The organism is Rickettsia sibirica 246, from assembly GCF_000166935.1.
Classification (GTDB): Bacteria; Pseudomonadota; Alphaproteobacteria; order Rickettsiales; family Rickettsiaceae; genus Rickettsia; species Rickettsia rickettsii.
Genome location: NZ_AABW01000001.1, coordinates 533487 through 553557, shown reverse-complemented (window position 1 = coordinate 553557; position 20071 = coordinate 533487). Strand labels below are relative to the sequence as shown.

Here is a 20071-nt window from a genome sequence, read left to right as displayed (position 1 = left end):
CGTGGTCAATTGAACTAGGTGACAGTAAAAAACTCGTGAATACTCACTCACACCTTTTCAAAGCAAACAAAGGCGAATTTAGGATAAGTGCTTATTCTAAACTCGTATTTATAATATCTCTCTAACTACAAAACTATCTATTAATAAATAATTTTCGGTTTTTTACTTTATAATAAAAGATTTATATTGACTTAATCATAGAAAATCTTACATTAATTGTTATTATTAGTTTAAATGAAGAGCATTTTATGTCAAGGACACAAGAGGAATATGCTGCACAAATTTATGCTGCCGAAGAGCATCGTAGGAGAACAAGCTAATTATAGTGATAATGATGCTGAATTGCTTGAAGTTATTATAGTATGTGTCGGTTATGCATGTTATAAAGCAGTAGAAGGGGCAGTAAAAGTTACCGTCACAGGAAGTAAAATTATAGAAAACGCCTATAAGATAGGAAGTGGACAAATAGCAGTACTTGGTATTGATGCTGAAAGTAAAATAACTTATATAACAAAGCATCCTTCGTCTCGAGGTAATACGAGTACTCCCACTCAGTCGATGACAACTAATCGTGTAGATCCTTTAGAGCAAACTTCCCCTAATACTCCTACCTCTAAAAGAGAAAAGGCTAAAATATACGGAAAAAAACTGGTAGATAGTGCAAAGATTGGAGCTAAAACCCTTTCAAACGCTTATAAAGTGACAATCGGTACAATAGAAGTCGTCGGTCCAGGAAGTGATTTTTAACAGCACCGGTAAGGAAAAATTTATATTTTCTGAACCTACTAAGCTTAAAGTTGTTCAAAAAGAATTTAAAACCGAAAACGGTTATAAGTGCGGTATTGTGTTGGAAGAGACAATTGAAGCTTCCTTAACATTAAGATTAAATAACAAGCGTATAGTTAAGATTAAAGAATTTAGAAGCATGATTGTCCCTGATACTACAGAAGATACAGGAGAAACTTTTGATATTTCGCTAATTTTAAAATATTCTGATGGGGCAAATATGCCTAAAGCAGATCCTGCTTTTTTAAAGATACATTACGGTAGAGACGGAAAATTAAATAAGTTATCGTTGCCAAACCCACCTATAATTTTTCATAACCAATGGTATCCGGCCTTAACCGTTTATAAAGGTGAATGATGTTCTTTGCCTATAAATAGTGGGTATTATAGGTATTTGAATAAGAAAATACTAGAAAATAACGGAAGTATAGAAATCAGTCACGTAGATCCTGAATTTACTATAGGGCTTTTAGAAGAATAAGAGTTTTTAGTTAAATTCTATCAAAGAAACTGCGTAATTACGTTTAAATATTCATCTAGGACTTTTTGGTTGTCCTTAATAAATTTTAAAGCATTTTCGCGGTAAGCTGTAAGTTCTAGAGCATTATTAGACCTGAGTAGATATGTTAGTTTAGTTAGTAAATCTTCACCGTTTTTGATTTGGATAGCTGCTTCATTTTGCAGTACGCCTTTAGCGATATCGGTGTTTTTGCTCATATCGGGACCGAATATAATACAATTAGAGAAATATGCTGCTTCTAAAATATTATGCCCGCCTTGTTTAAAAGAACCGCCGATAAAAGAAATTGTAGCTACAGAAAAAAATAGTCCCATTTCGCCGAACCTATCAACTATATAAAGATCATCGCTTAAAACAGGTAAATCATTTTGCGACTTAGCGGTAGCGGATAAATTATGTGACTTACAATTATCGATAATTGATTTAACTCGCTCAGGATGTCTTGGAATTAAGATAATATAGCAGTCTAAAAACTGCTCTTTTAGGTTTTTGATTATAGGCAAAATCACCTCTTCATCTTCGGGGTGAGTGCTGGCAAATAGCACGACTCGCTTATTGTCTAAATGTAAGCTTAATTTTGATAACTCGTCTTGATTAACCGGAAGTTTTTCGTTGGCAAATTTAATATTGCCTAAATTCACTGCATCTGATACGCCAAGTTCATTGAATTTTTGTAAGTCACGTTCGCTTTGCACGATAATTTTACTGCAATTTTTGAGAATAAGCTGAAAAAAGCTTTTTCTTTGTAGCCAAGCTTTAAACGATTTATCGGAAATACGAGCATTAACTAGTAGTAATTTACACTGCTTTGCTCCCTCATTAATAGTACACGGCCATAATTCCGATTCTATAAAAATGCCTAAATCAGGTTGCCAATTTCTTAAAAATTTTCGAGTAAAAATAATATTATCTATCGGTAAAAATTGGTGAACTGCTATTTTAGGTAATTTGGCAGTTAATATTTTAGCGGAGCTGTTAGTCCAAGAAGTTACTAGAAAACGAACGTCAGGGTAGCGTTTACTTATATTATGTATTAATGTTAAAGCTACCATAGACTCGCCAATGCTTGCTGCATTAATCCATATCAGCCTTCGTGCATCACTTGCTTCTAAAGGTAATTTATACGTTGATCCTAACCCTTCATCCTCACGTATTAGTGTATACGCTGTGGTTCGCAGTGAAGTGTCTCCTTTAAATTTCTCTTTATTAGCGGACGTTTGCATGAAGTCTAATGAATCGTCTTGTCTGTGTTTGCCAATAGCAAAACGCTCTTGGATGCGTCTTATATCTTCTTTACCTATTAATAAACGTATAAGAATTATGATAAAATAAACAGGTAATAATATAAAGCTTAAAGCATAATATAATAACATCATTTCTTTAAACTTTCTGTTAAGCTTGCTAATTGTTTTTCAAGGTTTATATGGTTTTGTATTTTATCATTTGTGAGTTCTAAAGGCGAGCCAACTATGATTTTAATGGTACCAAACGGTAGGGGTATTATTAATTTATCCCAACTTTTTAATCTGAAACATCTAGAAGTGGAGCTGACTATGGTAATAAGTTTTGTGTTATATCTATAGGCAATTTCGGTAATACCGCTATTTACTTTATATACCGGTCCTTTAGGACCGTCCGGCGTGACTATTATATTTGCACCTTGAGATAACTTACCTATAATATTACGTAAAGCTCCAATTGGATTTTTATTAGTAGAACCTACTATCACTCTGCAACCGAATTTTCCTACTAGATCGTTTAAAATTTTTCCGTCTAAATGCGGTGATATTAAAGCATAGATATTTCTATGTCCTATAAACATAGACGGACTTAAGGCAAGCATATTATGCCAAAATGCAAAGATTACCCCTTGTTCGTTTAGGAATTTTTCCTTATTGCCGTTATCGTAAAATATAAATTTCTGCTTTGAAGTAAAGTAAACAAAACGCAAATACCAATATAGTAAAATAGTAATTATACTAAGTACGTATTTATTATTTTTTAAAAATTTTTTAAAAACTTTCCGCATTATTTTTTTGTTGGTTTAGGTGGCTTTTTAACTTTTCCGTCATTGCGAGGAAATTACGAAGTAAGTGACGAAGCAATCTCAGGATATTTGACGAAATTGTCACGCAGCCTATGGCTGCTCGTAATGACGATTTGGTATCCATGTAAAGCCTTAAGCAGGAATGACATCAATTGTTCTCTCAATTCTAATACAAGCTTTTTCTAGCTCTTCCATAGAAGTAGCATAAGAGATTCTAAAATATCCCTCTAAGCCGAAAGCGATACCAGGTACTACGGCAACTTTTGCTTCTTCAAGTAAATATTCGGCAAAATCATTACTATTTGCAATAATTGTTCCTGATTTAGTTTTATGCCCAAATATTTTATCGCATTTAACAAATAAGTAAAACGCCCCTTCCGGCTTATAGCATTCAAAATATTTTACTCTTTTCAAAATTGATAAAGCAAGATCACGCTTTTTTTGACAATTTAAAGCATTAGGCTTTATATAATCTTGAGGACCGTTTAATGCTTCAATAGCAGCCATTTGACTTATTGAACAAGGGTTTGAAGTACTTTGCGACTGAATAATAGTCATTGCTTTAATCAAAGTTTTAGAGCCTGCACCGTAGCCTATACGCCAACCCGTCATAGAATAAGCTTTAGATACTCCGTTTACGGTAAATATTCTCTTTTTTAAATCAGGTGCTATTTGGGCTAATGTATAAAATTTAAAATCATCAAAAGTAATATGCTCGTAAATATCATCGGACATTATGTTTACATGTGAATATTTTCTTAAAACTTTAGCAATATTTTCTAGTTCTTCAAAATTATAGCTTGCACCTGTTGGATTACTAGGTGAGTTAATAATAAGCCACTTAGTTTTATCCGTAATTGAACGTTCTAAAGCTTCTGCACTTAATTTAAAGTTATTTTCAATTCCGCAATTTACAAAAACAGGTGTTCCTGTGCTAAGTGCAACCATATCAGGATATGAAACCCAATAGGGTGCTGGAATAATTACCTCATCCCCTTGGTCTAAAGATGCCATAAACAAATTATATATAACTTGTTTACCGCCGGTGCTTACTATTATTTCATCAAGTTCGTAATCTATATTATTTTCACGTTTGAATTTGTCTTTTATTGCTTGCTTTAAAAGAGGCATACCCTCAACGTTAGTATATTTAGTAAAGCCGTCTTTAATAGCTTTAATCGCCGCTTCCTTAATATTGTCAGGCGTATCAAAATCAGGCTCACCGGCACCGAGTGTGATAATATCAACTCCCGCTTGTTTAAGTTCAAGAGTTTTTTTAACGATTGCAAGGGTCGGCGACGGTTTTATAGAACTTAGCCTCGTAGAAATAATTGACATAATTTGAGTCCGTATTAAATGAAAGCTACAATTATATATTATAATTTGTTTAGTATTGACAGAATATATTAGTCTATGTTCGTGGTTAATTCTACGTGACCATAAACCTGATAATATATGTTTTAAAGATTCGGGCTTACCTATACCTGTAACCGGTGCTTCTTGGATATTTTTTATTAGAAGTTTAATACGTTCATATTTTTTAATATCGTATTTTTTCCAATACGCTAAATCCTCCGCTGCTTCTAGTGTCTACTCAATCTCAATCATCTAAATTAACTTTAGCAAACTCTCCTCTTTTTGCTTGTTCGATAGATTTTTTTATTCGATTCGCATTAGCCCCAGATTAGATAATAAATATAATGTTTCTTTTGTAGATTCATATTCTTCTTCGGTTAAAAGAATAATATTCTTATGATTCTTTCTTTTAATTAAGATAAGGGACATAATCGTTTTCTACGGTATTTAGTACAGAGCTTAAGTTTTTTCTAAATGAAGTGCCGCTAATTGAGTTCATGAGCTACCTACTGATGTACATATAATAACATGTACATCCTAGCTTCAATACCATTAATTCACAAGTAAAATTATTATTTTATTTAAAAATTTATCAAGATATGCTTTATTATAGTAAGTAATATTAATTTAGTAATTAAACTATGCTCGGTAAAATAAAAGACAAAATCAAACATTATTGCTTAACTATAATAAATGTACCGAATTTTATTAAGAATAAAATTTTAGAATTTAAAAATTATATAAGTGATTGTAAATATAAATTCTCTCATTTAACCGAAACTAATTATCAACTTGGACTCGATCATTTATATAGAGGTAATTTAAGTGATGCATTACTTAGGTTTAAACTAGTCAATAAATTTTTTAATCCTAATGATTCTAAAGTATATTCTCAACTCGGATGGGTTTATTTTTTAAAAAATAATTACAGTCAAGCTATAGAATATTTAGAAAAATCTAATGAAAAATATAAACCTATATTTATAAATTTTTTGAAAAATTATAAGGATATTGCTGAAATACCTCAAGAAATTTATGGAAAATATCGTGATTTAACTGCACAATATTATCCTACTATTTTTAATAACGATAAAAATATCCATCTTCCGTATAGGTTTGTTAATGAAGCACTTAAGCAGATATCTGATTTACCGGATAATTACTCTATTTTGGAACTGGGAAGTAATATAGGGCTTGTAGGTTATGAAATACAAAAACGTTTTCCGGAACGTTTGACTTTAACCGGTGTAGAAGTTTCTGCTTTAATGAATAAGTTACAAGCAACATATTACCCGAACACTAAAATTTACGATCAAATATATAATATTGCTATCGATGAATTTTTAAAACAAAACTCTAATAAATTTGATATTATTTTTAGTTTTTGCGGATTATCGTTTACTAACAATTTAATAGAATATTTTAATTTAATATACTCATCTCTTAATAAACAAGGGTATTTTGCCCTTTGTTTACCGAATGCGACGAAGACACAATTTTCAGTAAAACGCAAAGAATTTATTTTTAACTTGAATGAAATAAATAATTTTTTACAAAAAAATAATTTTACTATATTAACTTCGGAAGAAATAATACTAGCGGAAAACAATAAATATAGTATTATTGTTTGTAAGAAAACAGCATAAATCAATGAGAATATTAATTATATTATCCATTATTTTATGTTCATTATCGATAAGAGCTGATCTTGAATATATTGATAATGAAATATATAACTATAATGGTGGAAGCAATGAAAATGGTTGCGTGGAAGTTTATGATCCATATGAAAAATTTAACCGTAAAGTGTTTGTATTTAATTCTGTGTTAGATTATATAATATTGCGTCCTTTAGCGATAGGTTATAAGAACATCACGAATGATTACGTGAAAGCACGCGTTAATAGTTTTGTCAGTAATGTCGATACACCACTTACGGCGGTAAATTACGGGCTTCAGTTAAATTACGATAAAACTATGAAAAGCGTTTGGCGGTTTCTCATTAACACGACGCTTGGCATAGGCGGTTTATTTGACGTGGCAGGTAAAGTAGGTTTGCCGTCTGATCGTCAAACTTTCGGTAGTACCCTCGCACATTATGGAGTTGCCCCAGGTCCTTATTTAGTATTGCCGATAATCGGTAGTACTAACGCAAGAGATATGATGGATTCGGTAATTACTAATTATGCTCTTAATCCATTAATGTACTACACTCATAATGATTTTGACTTAGGAGTACTAGCAGTTAGTAAAATAAACGATCGATATGTTGTATTACCGTTTAGTGATTATGTGATGAAGAATTCTACCGATCCTTATGTGGCTATTAGATCAGCATTACATCGTGTTCGTGAAGCATCGGTTCAATATCCTGAAAATTTTAAATGTCCTAAACCCAAGAATTAATGAAATTAAAGAGGATTATATGCAAAAAATTATTACAGGTTTATTTTTATTAGTTATGACGTTTTACGCTTATTCTAATGAAAAAGTGCCTGCTGGTTTGAACAGTTACGTTACTAATTTAGTAAATGAAGCTTCTAGTATATTAAACGATAGTAAGTTATCTGAGCGAGTAAAAATTGCTAAAGCACGTGAGTTAATGTCTCAGAACCTAGATTTTGATTGGATGGCTAAATATACATTAGGCAGAAATGGGATAAAAACTTTATCAGGTGGGCAGGTTCAGGAATTCATCAAAGTTTACTCTAAATATGTTACTAAATCTTATACTGATTTAATAAAAGATTATAAAGGCAAACAGCCTAAAATAGTAGGAGTTCGTCCTTTAAGCTCAACCGATTTTATGGTTGCTATGAATATCATTAGTAATAAAGAGCAAGACCCTATTAAAGTAGAATATCTTGTACGTGAAATGAAAGGAAACGGAAAAGACGTTTTTAAAGTTTCTGATATAATTACGGAAGGTGTAAGTCTTATTGGAGCTCAACAAGACGAGTTTACTGATACTTTAAAAAATCAAGGCTTTAAGGCACTAATACAAAAATTAGAAAGTCGTTCTTAAGCTTATTTCACTTTCATCTTAAATCGTCATTGTGAGGAGGTATTGTTGCGTAGACACCTCGTCGTCATTGCGAGGAAATTGCGTAGCAATTGACGAAGCAATCTCAGGAGTTTGTTATTATTGCATGAGATTGCCACGCAGTCTACGACTGTTCGCAATGACGATTAGATATCCACGCAACAAAGCCCGCTCGCTAATAGCGTTGAACAACATAAATCACTCACATGAAAATCTTAGCAGGCAAGTAGTAATAAGTTACTTGCAACGCGTTTAGCTATAGCATTAAATATTAAATATATTGAGCCGAAAATTACCTATTTCAATGATTCCGAAATAAAAGTAGAAATTCAAAAATCGTTTCATAATGAAGATATAATCGTACAATCCACATCAAAACCCGTTAATGATCGCTTAATTGAGTTGTTTTTGCTAGTAGATGCAGCAAAAAAAGCGGGAGCACAAATCGAATAATTTGAGTAATGCCTTATTTTGGTTATGCAAGGCAAGATAATATAAATTCTCAAAATATAATTCCTGCTAAGTTAATAGCAGATTTTTTAGAGAAGTTCGGAGTAAACCATGTAATTATACTATTGATTTACACTCCGATAAAATAGAGAAATTTTTTAATATTCCTGTTTCTAATCTTGAACCTATAAATTTATATATCCCGTTTTTAAGCACTTATAGCAATTTCGTTATAGTTACACCTGATAAAGGAAGTATCAATCGAGTTCAAAAAATTAGTAATTTACTAAATATAGATTCAGCTTATATAAACAAAGAAAGGGATATAAATAATAATTGCGAGATTGATATCAATCACAAGTAGTGTAGAGGGCAAAAATTGCATATTAATTGATGATATTATAGATAGTGGAGAAACAATCGTAAAAGCAGCGAGATTTTTAAAAGAACATTCGGCTTTATCGGTTAGTGCTTTTATAACTCATGCAGTGTTTTCTGCCGGCCGGTTCTAAAAATTCGATAATAGACCTCTTGGAGAACGAAGCTAATAAAGAGGAATTTATAGGAAACACGGAACGCAGCACCGCAGCGTACACTTTAGTACGTGAGGATGCGAGTACTGGATTGACGTACAAATTACCTTTAGAAGCAAGTTATGCAAGAGGTCTAATAGACAATATTTTTATCACGGATACTAGAAACAAGTGACTTATCTACAAAATTTCATATAATACCCGTATTGTCTATCATTGTAAAAGAGTTAATAAATATACTATGAGCTTGTGTACTGTAGAAATAAATCTATCTACAATAAAAAATAATTACCTTTTATTACAAGATATTTGCAAAACCTCATTAGTCGGTGCTGCCGTTAAAGCTAACGGTTACGGTCTTGGAGCAGTACAAATTTCTAAAGCTTTAATAGAAGCAAATTGTAGGCATTTTTTTGTGGCCTCAAGTGAAGAAGGAGTGAATTTACGCAACGCTTTAGGATTAGATGTTAATATTTTAGTTCTTAACGGCGTTTTTGAACATGATGCTTTAGAGCTGATAGAATATAATTTAACACCTGTCCTAAATAACTTAAAACAAATAGAAATTTGGCAAAAATTTAGTAATTTGAAAAACCGATTATTGCCTTGTTATTTACATTTCAATACGGGGATTAATCGTCTTGGCTTGAGCTCTGATGAGATAGAGCAGCTCATTAATGATCGTGATTTGTTAAAAGGGCTAGATTTACAATATATTATAAGCCATCTAGCTATATCCGAGGAAATAGATAATCCTTATAATCTAGAACAATTAAACAGATTTAAAGCTTATTTACAATATTTCCCAAACGTCAAAGCAAGCCTTGCTAATTCCGGCGGCATATTTTTAGGACAGGATTACCATTTTGATTTAGCAAGACCAGGGGCAGCCTTATATGGTCTTAATCCCTTAACAAAGAATCCCGTAACCTTAAAAGCTCCTATAATTCACTTACAGAATTTGACACTAGATAGCCATATCGGTTATAATATGACTTTTACAACTAAGCGTGATAGTGTCATTGCAACGTTACCGCTTGGTTATGCCGATGGGTTTAGTCGTAATTTTAGCAATCAAGGCGAAGTATTTATTAACAGTCGCAGCGTTCCTATAGTAGGGCGAGTATCGATGGATTTAATAAATATCGATGTTACCGATCTACCACCATCCGAGATTTTTCTAGGGCAGGAAGCGGAAATTATCGGAAATTATTGCACGCCCGATAAAATAGCGAGTATTATAGGTACTATCGGGTATGAGGTATTAACTAACCTTGGTAGTAGATATAAAAGAAAGTATATCGGGTAGATATCTGTGTCATACCATGGCTTGACCACGGTATCCAGAAAAAAATTAAAAAAGACTGGATCCCGCGATCAAGTCGCGGGATGACATTAGAGGTTACTGGATTCCTGCTTGCGCAGAAATGACATAGCGTACTTAAATTAAATAGAAAAAATACAAATGTTATTCAATATAGCTAATTCGGTCGGTAAACGTACTGTAAAGTTTGCGCAAAGTGTAGGTAGTTTTTCTCTATTTAGCTTTGCTGCCGTTAGCAGTATCATAAGACCGCCTTTATATTTGAGTTTAATTATCAGACAATTATTATTTATCGGGTTTCACTCGCTTCCGGTTGTTGCGATGACGACTTTTTTCTCAGGGGCGGTACTTGCATTACAGAGCTATATCGGTTTTTCCCGTTTCTCAGCTGAAAGCTCTATTGCAACGGTAGTAGTATTGTCGCTGACTAGAGAGCTTGGACCTGTCTTAGCTGGACTAATGGTAGCGGGAAGAGTTGGGGCATCAATCGCCGCCGAAATAGCCACAATGAGAGTAACGGAGCAGATAGATGCTTTATATACTTTATCTACCGATCCTATTAAATATTTAGTTTTTCCAAGAGTAATAACAGCTATTATTACAATGCCTTGTCTTGTTTTAATCGGGGATATAATTGGTGTTATGGGCGGTTATTTGGTAGGGGTATATAAACTTGATTTTAATAGTGCAGCTTATTTAACCAGTACTTTTCAGTATTTAGAACCGATTGACGTAATTTCCGGTCTTGTTAAAGCGGGAGTTTTTGGGTTTATTATTTCTATAATAAGTTGCTATAGCGGCTATTATTCAGGTAAAGGGGCTAAGGGAGTTGGAAGAGCAACTACCTCGGCAGTAGTGAATTCTTCTATCCTTATCTTAATCAGTAATTATTTAATAACCGAATTATTTTTTAAAGTATAGGTATACTCGTTTGATTTGAAAAATTGGTTTTGTTGTTTTATATTTTTTGATCCTCACGTACGTTTATGTACGCTGCGGTCAAAAAATATAAAACGCCTAGCTCTTTTCCAAATTAAACGAGTATACAGTTTTTTTTGTTTATTTGGAGTATGCATGAGTGTAGAAGAATTTAAAATTAAAATTCGGTCATTATATAAATCATTTGCTAATCATAAGGTGTTAGACGGAATAGATTTGGATGTAAAAAAGGGCAGTTCATTAGTGATTTTAGGTGGTTCTGGTAGTGGCAAATCAGTTCTAATTAAAAATATAGTAGGATTGATTAAACCTGATAAAGGTAAAATTTTTATTGATAATGTAGAAATCCAAGATATCTCAAGTAAACAAAAATTTGAGATTATGGATGGTATAGGTTTTTTATTCCAAGGCGGAGCATTATTTGACTCCTTAAATATACGTGATAATATTACTTTCGAGACTAAAAAATTATCTAAGAAAGAAAAAAACGACCTTGCCGGTGCAAAGCTTAATGCCGTTGGTTTATCTCCTAGAATACTCGAGCTTTACCCTGCCGAATTATCGGGAGGAATGCAAAAAAGAGTAGCCCTTGCTAGGGCTATTTGTAGTACACCGTCGATTTTATTTCTTGATGAACCGACCACAGGCCTTGATCCTATCATGGCAAATGTTATCAACGAATTAATTATAAAAATCCAAGAAGAGTTAAAGGCAACTACGATTACTATAACTCATGATATGATTAGTGCCGCAAAAATAGCTAAAGAAGTAGCTATGATTTATCAAGGAAAAATTAAATGGTACGGTAGTAAAGATGAAATGCGTAATAGTGATAATCCTTATTTAAAACAATTTATAAATGGATTAACTACTGGGCCTATAGAGGTATAAAATGTTTAAGAACTTATTATGTATAATAATATTTCTAGGTATAAATCTAAATGTTTATGCTATAAATTCTAGCTCTTATACGACAGATGATATAATAAAAATAGTAATTATTCTTGGAATAGTTATTTTAATTTTTAGTCCTGCAAAATTCCGTATAATCGTTATCGGTACTATGTTAGGCTTGTCTTGTGCCTATTTCACGTATAAATACATCGTACCTATCTTTATTTCTTTACTAAATGGACCATAAAGATAAATATTGCTATTAGTGACGCCCCACATCTCAGCTATTTTCTCTTCTAATAGTATCAATTTAATATTCTACAATTAATCTAAAGCTCTAACTCCCCCGTGATAGCCATCTAATTCAAAAGAATTGGGATGTATATTTTTACATGCATCTAAACCTATTATATTAATCATATTAGTATTATTATCAATACCATTTAAAGTAGTACGAATATCTTCCAAGTATTTAGATGATTCAGGCGAATCATTACCTCCAATTATTCGTACTTTTATTAAATCTTGTTCTATCAATTCATTCTGATTAAAGTCAGTAATTAATTGCTCTAACTGTTGTGAATTAATATTTCTAGCTAATGCTATTTTATTTCATTTTACGGAAAAGAAACTACAGGCAATCTCTTCATTTAAATCTTTAGTATAAATTACTAAATCATCATTTATATCAAAAATTTTATATTCTTGTGAGTTAATTTCAACTTGCATAGTTTATTTACTTTGTTGATTATTTTTGTGTAAAGCAATATTTTTATTGGGGAGAGTATAGCTAGGTGCAGCTATTTTTGTCTTAGTATTTATATTTTTTTAATATCTTATCACTTGTTAAGTTTAATTTTGGTTCATTTTTGGTTTTATTACTACCTAAAAATATTTATGAACAAATCTTTTATTTTTTGTATACTTTTTTGTATCCAGGATTTTTTAATATTACTATCTTGTTGGTAGGTAGAATGAGTAAGGCTAATGTTTTATTAATTTCTGAACGTACACTTTCCAACGGATTTAAATTATTAGATAATAAATAATCAGTTTTAGCTATTAAATTATTTACAATTTTTGTTTGTTCTTGATCCTTTAGATTCAATGCGTGAACTCGATTACTAATATTTTTAGTTACTACATTTTTTACTAATTTTGGATTAGTTTTTTGAATTTCCTCTGCTACTTTAGTAAGTGGTCTTGATATTTGATTAGATTGCCATGTGTCCATAGAATTAGGATTTTGATTAGATCCTAATAAATATTGCTGAATAATATGTTTTTGTTGGATTTCATTTAAAGAGCGATTAGGTATATTTTTATTTTTAGTGAAATCAAAAGCTTTATAAAGTACAGGAGTATTACTTCCTATACTTAAATGTACTTGTCTAGCAGTGGTTGTTTTATCCTCTCTATCCGGAACAGTTACCTGTTATTGGATCAAATATAATTCCTAATGGGGCTCCCTTGTCTTCTATATCTGCAGATTTTATATTTACGTTAAAGTGGTTAGTTAATTCTTGTGTTACTTTACGAATATTACCATCTGATACCGAAATTGATACTGCAGATCTATCACGCCCTCCTACTAAATAAGCTTCTAATTGAGTATTAGGAGGAAAGTTGCTTATTACATCATGTGTTAAAGAAACAGCATCAGTAAACCTGTCAACATGGGCTAATGCAGTTTTTTTAGTTAATGGATCATGTAAAATTACAGCAACGCATTGTTGAATGTTATCAGTGCCTATCTTTTCTTTATCAGAAAAACCAACTTTATGCTGTTCCACACGAACAGCTTCATAATCAACTATACCTTGCTGTAATGAGTAAGCATATGCATACTGCGCTATTGAATTTTCTTTACGGTTTTGAGTTTTATAAGCAGCTCCTAAAGCTAATCTTGCCATTAATTCTTTAGCTTGGCTAATGTTCCTTGTGGTTGATGTGCAGTGACTAATTCTTTGTATGAATTTTCGACATTATAATATTGTTTTGCTTCAAAAGAATTCTCTATGCTATCTTGAAATTGTTGAATAACATTATCAAACAGTCCTAGCTGTTGATAGCTACGTCCTATCATAGTATTAATATAGGAAAGTAGGAAAGAAAATTACTGTCAGTTTGACCTATAGCAATTTGTTCAGCTTGTTATAGTTGTTTAAGAGCAATAAGATAATTTTAATCCTTCATTATACAAAAAGCTGCTTGATTATGATCAATTTGCTCCTTTGTACTTAATGGTTTTGGATTAAGATTACTAATATATTCAGGAAAACTTTAATTTTTTAATTAGTCCGGTAATTAGTCTGGTGATATTACCTTGAACTGGCTTCCCATTAATAAGCATAGATTTATAATAGTTTAATTAATTTATATTTTTATATAAAACTCTGTTATTTAATAAAAATCAAGCATTAGCTAATACTTAGCTACAAAATAATTATCTCTTGACACTAGGGGAGTATTGCTTTATATTCTTTATCTATTGTATATACTGGATGAACTTCAAAATTGGCTACGTCGTTCTACAAGATCTGCGGTGCTCACTTGTTAAGTATAAGCTCCGCTTCTCGGCGTGTGAACTCTTAGCTCTTTTTGAAGTTGATCTTCGTATATGACTCTTCATTTACTTGAAGTATATTTTATAAGTTTTAAGGTATTTAGCTTATGTCTCGTAAGTGCGAACTCACAGGTGTGGGTGTTTTATACGGCAACAATGTATCACATTCTCAGCGTAAAACTAGAAGACGTTTTGAACCTAACCTAAGATCGGTTAAGTTTACAAGTGATATAACAGCCGGGGAATATAGATTATCGGTTAATGCTAGATGTATTAGTTCAGTGGAAAAAGCTGGGGGTTTTGATGCATATATTCTAAAAGCCGATGATAATGTTTTATCAAGTAACGCTAGAGCTATTAAGAAAAAAATAATTCAGACTAAAACAGCAAAATCATTATGAAAAGCGGTATACATCCAGAATATAAAAAGTTTTTGATTAAAGTAGGAAGCGATGTTTTTGAAACAATGTCTACTCATCCTACAGGTGAAATTTTAATGGATGTTGATTTTAGAAAGCATCCGGCATGGAATAAAGATTCCGGAAATGTAGTAAATCAATCGAACAAAAGTGTTAGTGATTTCAATAAAAGATTCTCAGGTCTTTCTTTCGGTAGTAAGAAAGAAGCTAGCTAGGCTTTGTTTGTGGATAACAAATCGTCATTGCGAGGAAATTGCATAGCAATTGACGAAGCAATCCAGTAAACAATTTTGATTTATAGAATTTTTTTATTATTTTTTCTGGGTTGCCGTGCAGTCTACGACTACTCGGTATTTACGCAAGAATGACACTAACAACAAAATATAACACAGATAAATCGTCAATTCTCAATTATTGCGGGGTGGAGCAGCTCGGTAGCTCGTCAGGCTCATAACCTGAAGGTCGTTGGTTCAAATCCAGCCCCCGCTACCATATTTTTTAATGTCATGCTAGCTCACTTATAGCGTTATTGAAGTCTGCTGATGCCATTCCTAACTCAGTGTTGTTGCATGGTTTGGTTTTCCTGTCATTGTGAGAAGGCATTATTGCGTGGTTCGGTAAAATTCGCTGTGTTACCCCGTGGCTTGACACGGGGTCCATAAAAACAATAAAAAATACTAATATAGTATTTTTAACTGGATCCCGTGGTCAAGCCACGGGGTAACACAGCGAATTTTACCGAACCACGCAATAATGCCTTCTCACAATGACGACTTGGTATTCACGCAGGCAATGCCTTATATCCGATACGAAAGCAAATTATGACTACTCAGAAAATAGTGCCTACAAAATCAACTGATGGCAGTAAGCTTTTTCGTCATCAAGCTAAATTTGTAGCCGGTGCTATGAATATAAATCAAATCCCCAATTTTTCATTACCGGAAATTGCTTTTGTCGGTAAGTCAAATGTCGGCAAATCAAGCCTAATAAACACGATATGTAATAATAAAAATCTTGCTAAAGTTTCTAATACTCCAGGGCGTACTAGGCAAATCAATTTCTTTAACCTTGCAGATAAACTTATTATAGTTGACCTTCCCGGTTATGGTTTTGCTAATGTTCCTATATCAGTCAAAGAGCAGTGGGGAGTGTTAATTAGTTATTATTTACGAAATAGTTATAATTTAAGGTTAGTTAACTTATTGATTGATTCAAGAAGGGGTATAAAAGAAAATGATAAGAAAGTAGCTGATCTATTACTTGCAAATAAAAGAGAATTTCAAATTATTTTCACAAAATCCGATAAAGTTACGGATCATAAAAACCTTCACGATGAAGCACAGAATTTTCTTGCAACTTTAAACTACTCATGTAATGTTATGTATGTAAGCAATAGGAGTAAAGAAGGTGCAAGAGAACTTAAAGCTAGTTTGGCAAAATGCATCAAACCTCAAAAATAAAGAGGTAGATAGTATTTCTTCATTAAATAACATTGCTATAATTAAGAATATAATAAAGTGTAGTAGTGAGTTGAAGAATCAAGCAATAGTTCTAAAATTACCTGCTACTATTATTATTGACGATAAATTATTTACGGCTTTTATTGAATCTGTTAGATTGCTTGAGATGTGCGGTGCTAAAATATATATAGTACATGATCATATTGATTTACGAAGTTCGTCTTTAATATCACAAATAGATGAAAATTTTAGTCAAAAAATTAGTAAAATAAGCGACTATAGTTCTCTAAATAATCCTATTATTATGGAAATTTTATCCAGTTACGTTAACAAGCTTATAGTAACAAAGTTAAGTAGTATAGGTTGTTATGCAGTTGGTATTTCAGGTAAGGATGCTAATTTACTGCAAGCAAAAAAATCAAAACTATCTTACCGAAAAATTGTAAATCATGATGTTATAAATATTGGTTTTTTAAGCGAGCCTATTATGATTAATCCAGAAATTTTATTAAATTTTGCAGATAATAATATTATACCCGTGATAGCACCGTTTGCGAGCGGCGATCAGGAGAAAACGCATTTATTAAATGTTAACTTAACGTTAGCAACAATTGCTTCTGCATTAAGTGCAGAACATTTAATATTGCCATATGAGATATTACAGGTATCCGAGACGTTTCCGTATAATATAAAAATACGAGATATTAACTTGTTGAAATCAATGTTAGATGATAGTAATAATTTCATCGAAGAAGCATTAATTAAGATAGCAGTTAATGCCCTTGAAAATAATAATGGTTACGTACATTTTGTGAATAGTGAAGCACCGCATTCAATATTGTCAACTATGTTTGATATTAATATAAATTAATAGAGGTTTTTTATGGCAGGAGCATTAGCATCCGATCTTTTATTTGTAGGGTTAACTAGACCGCCGATGATATTTGGAGTAAGTATTAAGTTTGCTGCATTAAATATGATAATGACGATGATAGTATTTATTTGGAATAACGGCATTATGATTTTATTCATTGCAGCTGCTTTGCATGTGGTAGCTTATATTATATGTTTTAAAGAACCGAGATTCATAGAGCTATATTTAAATAAAATGTCAAGAACTAGCCAATGTCCTAATAAATTTTACTACGGAGCAAATTCGTATAATATTTGAGTTTTATGTCATTCCCGCCTTACGCGGGAATGACAAAAAAAGAGGTATAACTGACAAAATAAATCAAAATAGTTAAATCAGGTGAGGTAATGAAATTATTTAGAACTAGAGCCGCTAAAGAATTAAGGTCTAAACAAGAAAGACCCACTTCGCATTTTATTCCTTATAAATGTCATTGGGATAGTAATACTATTTTAACAAAAGATAATTCTTTATTACAAGTTATTAAAATAAATGGATTTTCTTTTGAAACTGCTGATGATGAAGATCTAGACATTAAAAAGAATATCAGAAATGCCTTACTTAAAAATATGGCCTCGGGAAATATCGTTATGTATTTCCATACTATTAGAAGACGTAAAGCAGTAATATTTGACGATACGGAATTTACTTATGATCCTACCGTAAAAGTCCCTAATGATTTTATTACTTATTTAGGTGCAGAATGGCGTAAGAAACATGCTGGGGCTAGGTCGTTTTTTAATGAATTATATGTTAGTATTTTATATAAGCCTGATACTGGCGGTGTTGCTATAGTTGAGTATTTTCTAAAGAAGCTTAGACAGAAATCTAATAAAACCGCTTGGGAAAACGACATGAAAGAGATGAAAGAAAATCTTCAAGAAATGTCAACTAGAGTGATTAATACATTCAGAAGTTACGGAGCAAGATTACTTGGAGTTCGTCAAACGCAGTCAGGTAGTTATTGTGAAATTTTAGAATTCCTTTCATCTTTAATCAATTGCGGCGATTCACCGGGTCCTATAGCATTACCGCGTGGTACTATTGACGAGTATTTACCGACTCATCGCTTATTTTTTGATTCTCGTACTATTGAAGTAAGAAGTCCGCTTGGCAAGAAATATGCTGGAATGATCAGTATACTTGAATACGGTCCTAATACTTCGGCAGGAATTTTTGACGGATTCCTGCAAATGCCTTTTGAATTTGTTATGACGCAAAGCTTTGTCTTTGTTAATAGAACAGTAGCGATCGGTAAAATGCAATTACAGCAAAATAGAATGATACAATCCGGTGATAAAGCTACTTCACAAATTGCTGAAATTAATACGGCCCTTGATATGGCCACCAGCGGTGATATCGCTTTCGGTGAGCATCATTTATCGCTTTTATGTTCCGCAAATAATATTAAAGCTTTGGAAGATATATTGTCAATGGCAGCAGTTGAGCTTTCTAATTCAGGAATTCAGCCGGTTAGAGAAAAAGTTAACATGGAACCTAGCTATTGGGGACAGTTGCCGGGAAATATGGATTATATAGTGCGTAAATCCACTATAAATACTCTTAATATGGCTAGCTTTGCCTCACAACATAATTATCCGCTTGGTAAAATTAGCGATAACCATTGGGGAGAATATGTCACAGTACTTGATACTACTTCAGGTACACCGTTTTATTTTAATTTCCATGTAAGGGATGTTGGACATACTCTCATTATCGGTCCAACCGGTGCCGGTAAAACAGTTCTTATGAATTTCTTATGTGCTGAAGCACAAAAATTCAAACCTCGTATGTTCTTTTTTGATAAAGATCGAGGAGCAGAAATATTTATACGTGCTTTAAACGGAGTTTATACAGTAATTGATCCGGGTTTAAAATGCAACTTTAACCCTTTACAGCTTGAAGATACTAGTGAGAATAGAACGTTTATTTTAGAGTGGTTTCGTGTGCTTGTAACTTCTAACGGTGAAAGTTTAACTGCACAAGATAATAAAATCTTATCTCAAGCGGTAAGCGGTAATTTTAGATTAGCAAAACAAGATAGAAGGCTTAGTAATGTTATAGCATTTCTTGGTATTGATACACCGAATAGTTTGGCAAGTAGGATTGCAATGTGGGTTGGTAAAGGTTCACACGCTAAGATATTTGACAATGAAATAGATGATATTGATTTACAAAAAGCAAGAGTATTCGGTTTTGATATGACTGAATTACTTAAAGATCCTGTAAGTCTTGCACCGGTATTACTATATATTTTCCATCGTATTAATATCTCTTTAGATGGGCAGAAAACTATGATAGTACTTGATGAAGCATGGGCTTTAATCGATAATCCGGTATTTGCACCTAAGATCAAAGATTGGTTAAAAGTGTTGAGAAAATTAAATACTTTTGTTATATTTGCTACGCAGAGTGTCGAAGATGCTGCAAAAAGTAGAATTAGTGATACGTTGATTCAACAAACAGCTACGCAGATTTTTTTACCTAATTTGAAAGCTACGGATATTTATCGTAGTGCATTTATGTTAAGTCAACGAGAATATATTTTAATTAAAACTACCGACCCTACTACACGTTATTTTTTAATAAAACAAGGAATAGATGCCGTAGTGGCAAAAGTTAGCTTGGATGGTATGGATAACATAATCAGTATTTTATCCGGTAGAGTTGAGACTGTAATATTGCTCGATCAAATTAGAGAGAAACACGGCAATGATCCGGATAAATGGTTACCTATATTTTATGCAGCAGTTAAAACATTATAAATGCCTGTCTGTCATCCCACGGCTTGACCGCGGGATCTTGTCTCACAGACTGTATT

27 protein-coding genes, 1 tRNA gene and 1 pseudogene are annotated in these 20071 nt (G+C 32.4%); 20 read left to right on the top strand and 9 right to left on the bottom strand.

Annotated features, from left to right (window positions below; translation table 11 throughout):
- Positions 1-270: 270 nt before the first annotated feature.
- Both RSIB_RS06905 and RSIB_RS03150 read left to right on the top strand, forming a co-directional pair.
- The gene (locus RSIB_RS06905) at positions 271-747 is read left to right on the top strand and encodes a hypothetical protein (protein ID WP_237737616.1); all 477 of its coding nucleotides are present in this window, start codon (positions 271-273) and stop codon (positions 745-747) included.
- Positions 737-1144, top strand: a complete 408-nt coding sequence (locus RSIB_RS03150) for a Sca4 family protein (RefSeq protein WP_004996756.1) — start codon at positions 737-739, stop codon at positions 1142-1144. The genes RSIB_RS06905 and RSIB_RS03150 overlap by 11 nt, the downstream gene beginning before the upstream one ends.
- A 143-nt stretch (positions 1145-1287) precedes the next feature.
- Here the strand turns inward: RSIB_RS03150 and waaA are convergent, their stop codons facing one another.
- The 5 genes and pseudogenes from waaA to RSIB_RS10220 all read right to left on the bottom strand — a co-directional run bounded on the left by waaA (position 1288) and on the right by RSIB_RS10220 (position 5138).
- Positions 1288-2682 carry a lipid IV(A) 3-deoxy-D-manno-octulosonic acid transferase gene (waaA, locus tag RSIB_RS03155; protein WP_016728037.1) on the bottom strand — a complete coding sequence of 465 codons (1395 nt, stop codon included), beginning with the start codon at positions 2680-2682 and terminating at the stop codon, positions 1288-1290.
- The gene (locus RSIB_RS03160; RefSeq protein WP_004996752.1) at positions 2679-3335 is read right to left on the bottom strand and encodes a lysophospholipid acyltransferase family protein; all 657 of its coding nucleotides are present in this window, start codon (positions 3333-3335) and stop codon (positions 2679-2681) included. Before RSIB_RS03160 ends, waaA begins: the two co-directional genes overlap by 4 nt.
- 150 nt (positions 3336-3485) lie before the next feature.
- Positions 3486-4691, bottom strand: coding sequence for a pyridoxal phosphate-dependent aminotransferase (locus RSIB_RS03165; protein ID WP_004996751.1), 1206 nt, complete (start codon positions 4689-4691; stop codon positions 3486-3488).
- Between the two features lie 9 nt (positions 4692-4700).
- Positions 4701-4961: pseudogene (locus RSIB_RS10225) on the bottom strand (Txe/YoeB family addiction module toxin); the annotation flags it as partial.
- Positions 4962-5012: 51 nt separating this feature from the next.
- On the bottom strand, positions 5013-5138 hold the full coding sequence (locus RSIB_RS10220) for a type II toxin-antitoxin system Phd/YefM family antitoxin (RefSeq protein ID WP_279624976.1): 126 nt from the start codon (positions 5136-5138) through the stop codon (positions 5013-5015).
- Between the two features lie 212 nt (positions 5139-5350).
- On the opposite strand from RSIB_RS10220, the gene RSIB_RS03170 reads away from it, so the two are divergent.
- From RSIB_RS03170 to RSIB_RS03205, 11 genes are all read left to right on the top strand, one after another.
- Positions 5351-6355, top strand: a complete 1005-nt coding sequence (locus RSIB_RS03170) for a methyltransferase domain-containing protein (protein WP_004996748.1) — start codon at positions 5351-5353, stop codon at positions 6353-6355.
- A 4-nt stretch (positions 6356-6359) separates the two neighbouring features.
- Entirely contained in the window at positions 6360-7115 is a 756-nt protein-coding gene (locus RSIB_RS03175; protein ID WP_004996747.1) for an MlaA family lipoprotein, read from the top strand.
- A gap of 19 nt (positions 7116-7134) precedes the next feature.
- Positions 7135-7734 (top strand): MlaC/ttg2D family ABC transporter substrate-binding protein, encoded by a 600-nt coding sequence (locus tag RSIB_RS03180; RefSeq protein ID WP_004996745.1) that lies wholly within the window; start codon positions 7135-7137, stop codon positions 7732-7734.
- Positions 7735-8010: 276 nt separating this feature from the next.
- On the top strand, positions 8011-8205 hold the full coding sequence (locus RSIB_RS10215) for a ribose-phosphate pyrophosphokinase-like domain-containing protein (protein WP_081440512.1): 195 nt from the start codon (positions 8011-8013) through the stop codon (positions 8203-8205).
- An 8-nt stretch (positions 8206-8213) separates the two neighbouring features.
- On the top strand, positions 8214-8351 hold the full coding sequence (locus RSIB_RS10210; protein WP_004996744.1) for a ribose-phosphate pyrophosphokinase-like domain-containing protein: 138 nt from the start codon (positions 8214-8216) through the stop codon (positions 8349-8351).
- A gap of 195 nt (positions 8352-8546) precedes the next feature.
- Positions 8547-8714, top strand: coding sequence for a phosphoribosyltransferase family protein (locus tag RSIB_RS07725; protein WP_026054928.1), 168 nt, complete (start codon positions 8547-8549; stop codon positions 8712-8714).
- Complete coding sequence (locus RSIB_RS03185) at positions 8686-8910, top strand: palindromic element RPE1 domain-containing protein (protein ID WP_004996742.1); 225 nt, start codon at positions 8686-8688, stop codon at positions 8908-8910. The genes RSIB_RS07725 and RSIB_RS03185 overlap by 29 nt, the downstream gene beginning before the upstream one ends.
- A gap of 66 nt (positions 8911-8976) precedes the next feature.
- Complete coding sequence (locus tag RSIB_RS03190) at positions 8977-10044, top strand: alanine racemase (protein ID WP_004996741.1); 1068 nt, start codon at positions 8977-8979, stop codon at positions 10042-10044.
- 156 nt (positions 10045-10200) lie between these two features.
- The gene (locus tag RSIB_RS03195; protein ID WP_004996740.1) at positions 10201-10980 is read left to right on the top strand and encodes an MlaE family ABC transporter permease; all 780 of its coding nucleotides are present in this window, start codon (positions 10201-10203) and stop codon (positions 10978-10980) included.
- Positions 10981-11133: 153 nt separating this feature from the next.
- Positions 11134-11889: an ABC transporter ATP-binding protein gene (locus RSIB_RS03200; RefSeq protein WP_004996739.1), complete on the top strand. Its 756-nt coding sequence runs from the start codon at positions 11134-11136 to the stop codon at positions 11887-11889.
- Between the two features lies 1 nt (position 11890).
- Positions 11891-12139 carry a DUF5510 family protein gene (locus tag RSIB_RS03205; protein ID WP_004996738.1) on the top strand — a complete coding sequence of 83 codons (249 nt, stop codon included), beginning with the start codon at positions 11891-11893 and terminating at the stop codon, positions 12137-12139.
- 77 nt (positions 12140-12216) lie between these two features.
- Here RSIB_RS03205 and RSIB_RS03210 read toward each other — a convergent pair whose 3' ends face one another.
- From RSIB_RS03210 to RSIB_RS09130, 4 genes are all read right to left on the bottom strand, one after another.
- Positions 12217-12429: a hypothetical protein gene (locus tag RSIB_RS03210; protein ID WP_004996737.1), complete on the bottom strand. Its 213-nt coding sequence runs from the start codon at positions 12427-12429 to the stop codon at positions 12217-12219.
- Positions 12430-12802: 373 nt separating this feature from the next.
- A complete protein-coding gene (locus RSIB_RS07720; RefSeq protein ID WP_004996736.1) occupies positions 12803-13126 on the bottom strand; it encodes a hypothetical protein in 324 nt (107 codons plus the stop codon).
- Positions 13127-13307: 181 nt separating this feature from the next.
- Entirely contained in the window at positions 13308-13805 is a 498-nt protein-coding gene (locus tag RSIB_RS03215; RefSeq protein WP_004996735.1) for a hypothetical protein, read from the bottom strand.
- A complete protein-coding gene (locus RSIB_RS09130; protein WP_004996733.1) occupies positions 13805-13978 on the bottom strand; it encodes a hypothetical protein in 174 nt (57 codons plus the stop codon). Before RSIB_RS09130 ends, RSIB_RS03215 begins: the two co-directional genes overlap by 1 nt.
- Positions 13979-14565: 587 nt before the next feature.
- Between RSIB_RS09130 and rpmB the strand changes: the two genes are divergently transcribed.
- The 7 genes from rpmB (at position 14566) to RSIB_RS03245 (ending at position 20015) form a co-directional block, all read left to right on the top strand.
- Positions 14566-14859, top strand: coding sequence for a 50S ribosomal protein L28 (rpmB, locus tag RSIB_RS03220; RefSeq protein WP_004996729.1), 294 nt, complete (start codon positions 14566-14568; stop codon positions 14857-14859).
- The gene (gene rpmE, locus RSIB_RS03225; protein WP_004996719.1) at positions 14856-15092 is read left to right on the top strand and encodes a 50S ribosomal protein L31; all 237 of its coding nucleotides are present in this window, start codon (positions 14856-14858) and stop codon (positions 15090-15092) included. The genes rpmB and rpmE overlap by 4 nt, the downstream gene beginning before the upstream one ends.
- Before the next feature lie 200 nt (positions 15093-15292).
- A tRNA-Met gene (locus tag RSIB_RS06030) sits at positions 15293-15369 on the top strand.
- Positions 15370-15698: 329 nt separating this feature from the next.
- Entirely contained in the window at positions 15699-16337 is a 639-nt protein-coding gene (yihA, locus tag RSIB_RS03230) for a ribosome biogenesis GTP-binding protein YihA/YsxC (protein ID WP_004996718.1), read from the top strand.
- Positions 16285-17208: an amino acid kinase family protein gene (locus tag RSIB_RS03235; protein WP_004996717.1), complete on the top strand. Its 924-nt coding sequence runs from the start codon at positions 16285-16287 to the stop codon at positions 17206-17208. Before yihA ends, RSIB_RS03235 begins: the two co-directional genes overlap by 53 nt.
- Positions 17209-17220: 12 nt before the next feature.
- Positions 17221-17508, top strand: a complete 288-nt coding sequence (locus tag RSIB_RS03240) for a type IV secretion system protein VirB3 (RefSeq protein ID WP_004996714.1) — start codon at positions 17221-17223, stop codon at positions 17506-17508.
- Between the two features lie 89 nt (positions 17509-17597).
- The gene (locus tag RSIB_RS03245; protein ID WP_004996711.1) at positions 17598-20015 is read left to right on the top strand and encodes a VirB4 family type IV secretion/conjugal transfer ATPase; all 2418 of its coding nucleotides are present in this window, start codon (positions 17598-17600) and stop codon (positions 20013-20015) included.
- The last annotated feature ends 56 nt before the right edge of the window (positions 20016-20071 follow it).

Coding starts and splice junctions, on each gene's coding strand:
- RSIB_RS06905 (WP_237737616.1), top strand. CDS start 271: ATGCTGCACAAATTTATGCTGCCGAAGAGCATCGTAGGAGAACAAGCT.
- waaA (WP_016728037.1), bottom strand. CDS start 2,682: ATGATGTTATTATATTATGCTTTAAGCTTTATATTATTACCTGTTTAT.
- RSIB_RS03160 (WP_004996752.1), bottom strand. CDS start 3,335: ATGCGGAAAGTTTTTAAAAAATTTTTAAAAAATAATAAATACGTACTT.
- RSIB_RS03165 (WP_004996751.1), bottom strand. CDS start 4,691: ATGTCAATTATTTCTACGAGGCTAAGTTCTATAAAACCGTCGCCGACC.
- RSIB_RS10220 (WP_279624976.1), bottom strand. CDS start 5,138: ATGTCCCTTATCTTAATTAAAAGAAAGAATCATAAGAATATTATTCTT.
- RSIB_RS03170 (WP_004996748.1), top strand. CDS start 5,351: ATGCTCGGTAAAATAAAAGACAAAATCAAACATTATTGCTTAACTATA.
- RSIB_RS03175 (WP_004996747.1), top strand. CDS start 6,360: ATGAGAATATTAATTATATTATCCATTATTTTATGTTCATTATCGATA.
- RSIB_RS03180 (WP_004996745.1), top strand. CDS start 7,135: ATGCAAAAAATTATTACAGGTTTATTTTTATTAGTTATGACGTTTTAC.
- RSIB_RS10210 (WP_004996744.1), top strand. CDS start 8,214: ATGCCTTATTTTGGTTATGCAAGGCAAGATAATATAAATTCTCAAAAT.
- RSIB_RS03185 (WP_004996742.1), top strand. CDS start 8,686: ATGCAGTGTTTTCTGCCGGCCGGTTCTAAAAATTCGATAATAGACCTC.
- RSIB_RS03190 (WP_004996741.1), top strand. CDS start 8,977: ATGAGCTTGTGTACTGTAGAAATAAATCTATCTACAATAAAAAATAAT.
- RSIB_RS03195 (WP_004996740.1), top strand. CDS start 10,201: ATGTTATTCAATATAGCTAATTCGGTCGGTAAACGTACTGTAAAGTTT.
- RSIB_RS03200 (WP_004996739.1), top strand. CDS start 11,134: ATGAGTGTAGAAGAATTTAAAATTAAAATTCGGTCATTATATAAATCA.
- RSIB_RS03205 (WP_004996738.1), top strand. CDS start 11,891: ATGTTTAAGAACTTATTATGTATAATAATATTTCTAGGTATAAATCTA.
- RSIB_RS07720 (WP_004996736.1), bottom strand. CDS start 13,126: ATGGACACATGGCAATCTAATCAAATATCAAGACCACTTACTAAAGTA.
- RSIB_RS03215 (WP_004996735.1), bottom strand. CDS start 13,805: ATGGCAAGATTAGCTTTAGGAGCTGCTTATAAAACTCAAAACCGTAAA.
- RSIB_RS09130 (WP_004996733.1), bottom strand. CDS start 13,978: ATGATAGGACGTAGCTATCAACAGCTAGGACTGTTTGATAATGTTATT.
- rpmB (WP_004996729.1), top strand. CDS start 14,566: ATGTCTCGTAAGTGCGAACTCACAGGTGTGGGTGTTTTATACGGCAAC.
- rpmE (WP_004996719.1), top strand. CDS start 14,856: ATGAAAAGCGGTATACATCCAGAATATAAAAAGTTTTTGATTAAAGTA.
- yihA (WP_004996718.1), top strand. CDS start 15,699: ATGACTACTCAGAAAATAGTGCCTACAAAATCAACTGATGGCAGTAAG.
- RSIB_RS03240 (WP_004996714.1), top strand. CDS start 17,221: ATGGCAGGAGCATTAGCATCCGATCTTTTATTTGTAGGGTTAACTAGA.
- RSIB_RS03245 (WP_004996711.1), top strand. CDS start 17,598: ATGAAATTATTTAGAACTAGAGCCGCTAAAGAATTAAGGTCTAAACAA.